The sequence below is a fragment of the Streptomyces sp. SID3212 genome, assembly GCF_009865405.1.
Classification (GTDB): Bacteria; Actinomycetota; Actinomycetes; order Streptomycetales; family Streptomycetaceae; genus Streptomyces.
In genome coordinates this window covers 1-2080 of record NZ_WWJY01000469.1, presented here as the reverse complement: position 1 = coordinate 2080, position 2080 = coordinate 1, and the positions used below count along the sequence as shown (strand labels likewise).

2 protein-coding genes are annotated in these 2080 nt (G+C 73.7%); one reads left to right on the top strand and one right to left on the bottom strand.

All coding sequences use genetic code 11. From position 1 onward, the window contains the following. Window positions 1-1714, top strand: a 1714-nt coding sequence (gene ggt, locus GT042_RS14020; RefSeq protein WP_202532750.1) for a gamma-glutamyltransferase, incomplete at its 5' end; no start/stop codon positions are given. Window positions 1715-1786: 72 nt separating this feature from the next. On the opposite strand, the gene GT042_RS14015 is transcribed toward ggt, so the two are convergent. Next, window positions 1787-2080 (bottom strand): M24 family metallopeptidase (locus GT042_RS14015; protein ID WP_161309037.1); only part of this gene is annotated, 294 nt, incomplete at its 5' end.

Here is a 2080-nt window from a genome sequence, read left to right as displayed (position 1 = left end):
GAAGCCACCCGTGAAGACGCCGGTGGCCGCGGGATACGGGGGAGTGGTGGCGAGCGTCGACGCGGACGCCTCCGCCGCCGGCATCGAGGTGCTGCGCCGGGGCGGCAACGCCGTGGACGCGGCGGTGGCCACGGCCGCGGCGCTCGGGGTCACCGAGCCCTACTCCGCCGGCATCGGAGGCGGTGGCTACTTCGTCTACTACGACGCCAGGTCCCGTACGGTCCACACCATCGACGGCCGCGAGACCGCCCCCCGGTCCGCCGACTCCGGCCTCTTCCTGGAGGACGGCAAGCCGATCCCGTTCGCGGACGCGGTCACCAGCGGGCTCAGCGTCGGCACGCCCGGCACCCCCGCCACGTGGGACACCGCGCTCGACGCGTGGGGCAGCAGGTCCCTCGGGCAGCTGCTCAGGCCCGCCGAGAAGCTCGCCAAGGACGGCTTCACCGTCGACGAGACCTTCCGCAGCCAGACCCAGGCCAACCAGGCGCGGTTCGCGGACTTCCCGGCGTCCGCGAAGCTGTTCCTGCCCGGCGGGCAGCTGCCGGTCGTCGGCTCGACCTTCAAGAACGGTGATCTGGCGCGTACGTACGCGGAGTTGGGGCGCCGGGGGACCGACGCGCTGTACGAGGGCGAGCTGGCCCGCGACATCGTCCGTACGGTACGGACCCCTCCCGTCGACCCGAAGGCGACCCGGGTCGTGCGCGCCGGCGACCTCAGCACCCGGGACCTCGCCGCGTACCGGACGAAGCGGCAGGCGCCGACGAAGATCTCCTACCGGGGCCTCGACGTGTACGGCATCGCGCCGTCGTCGTCCGGGGGTACGAGTGTCGGCGAGGCGCTCAACATCCTGGAGAACACGGACCTTTCGAAGGCCTCCCAGGCGAAGTACCTCCACCGCTACATCGAGGCGAGCCGGATCGCGTTCGCGGACCGGGGCCGCTGGCTCGGTGACCCGGCCTTCGAGGACGTCCCGACCAAGGGGCTGCTGTCGCAGCGCTTCGCGGACTCGCGGGAATGCCTGATCAAGGACGACGCGGTCCTCAAGAGCCCGCTGGCGCCCGGCGATCCGAGCAACCCGACGCCGTGCGCGCCGGGCGGCACCGCCGCGCCGACCACGTTCGAGGGTGAGAACACCACGCACCTGACGGCCGCCGACAAGTGGGGCAACGTCGTCGCGTACACCCTGACGATCGAGTCCACCGGCGGCAGCGCGATCACCGTGCCGGGGCGGGGCTTCCTGCTCAACAACGAGCTGACGGACTTCTCGTTCGCCCCGGCCAACCCGGCGGTCCACGACCCGAACCTGCCCGGGCCCGGCAAGCGCCCGCGTTCCTCGATCTCCCCGACGATCGTGCTGGACCGGCACGACCGGCCCGTCCTGGCGCTCGGGTCGCCCGGCGGCTCGACCATCATCACGACGGTCCTCCAGACCCTGACGGGCGTGGTCGACCGGGGTCTGCCGCTGGTCGACGCGATCGCCGCGCCCCGCGCGAGCCAGCGCAACGCGGCGGCCACGGAGCTGGAGCCGGGGCTGTGGAACAGCCCCGTGCGGCAGCAACTGGAGGCGCTGGGGCACGTGTTCACGCAGAACCCCGAGATCGGCGCGGCGACCGGCGTCCAGCGTCTGCCGGACGGCCGCTGGCTGGCGGCGGCGGAGACCGTCCGCCGGGGCGGCGGCTCGGCGATGGTGGTCAGCCCGGCCGGCAGGCGGTAGGCACGGCAGTGGGGTGCCGGAGGGGTGGGGTCACCGTCCGTCCGGCCCCCGGGGACGGCCCGCGCGTACGGCTCACAGGGCCGTGAGGATGCGCGGGCCGTCCGTCGTGATCGCCACCGTGTGTTCGGCGTGGGCGGCGCGGCTCTTGTCCAGCGTGCGGATCGTCCACCCGTCGTGGGCGGTGTAGTGCCGGTCCGTGCCGCTGCCGATCAGCATCGGTTCGATCGCCAGCACCATGCCGTGGCGCAGCGGCATCCCCCGGCCGGGACGGCCCTCGTTCGGGACGCCCGGGTCCTCGTGCATCGTCCGGCCCACGCCGTGCCCGCCGAAGCCGTTCGGTATGCCGTACCCGGCCGCGCGGCAGAC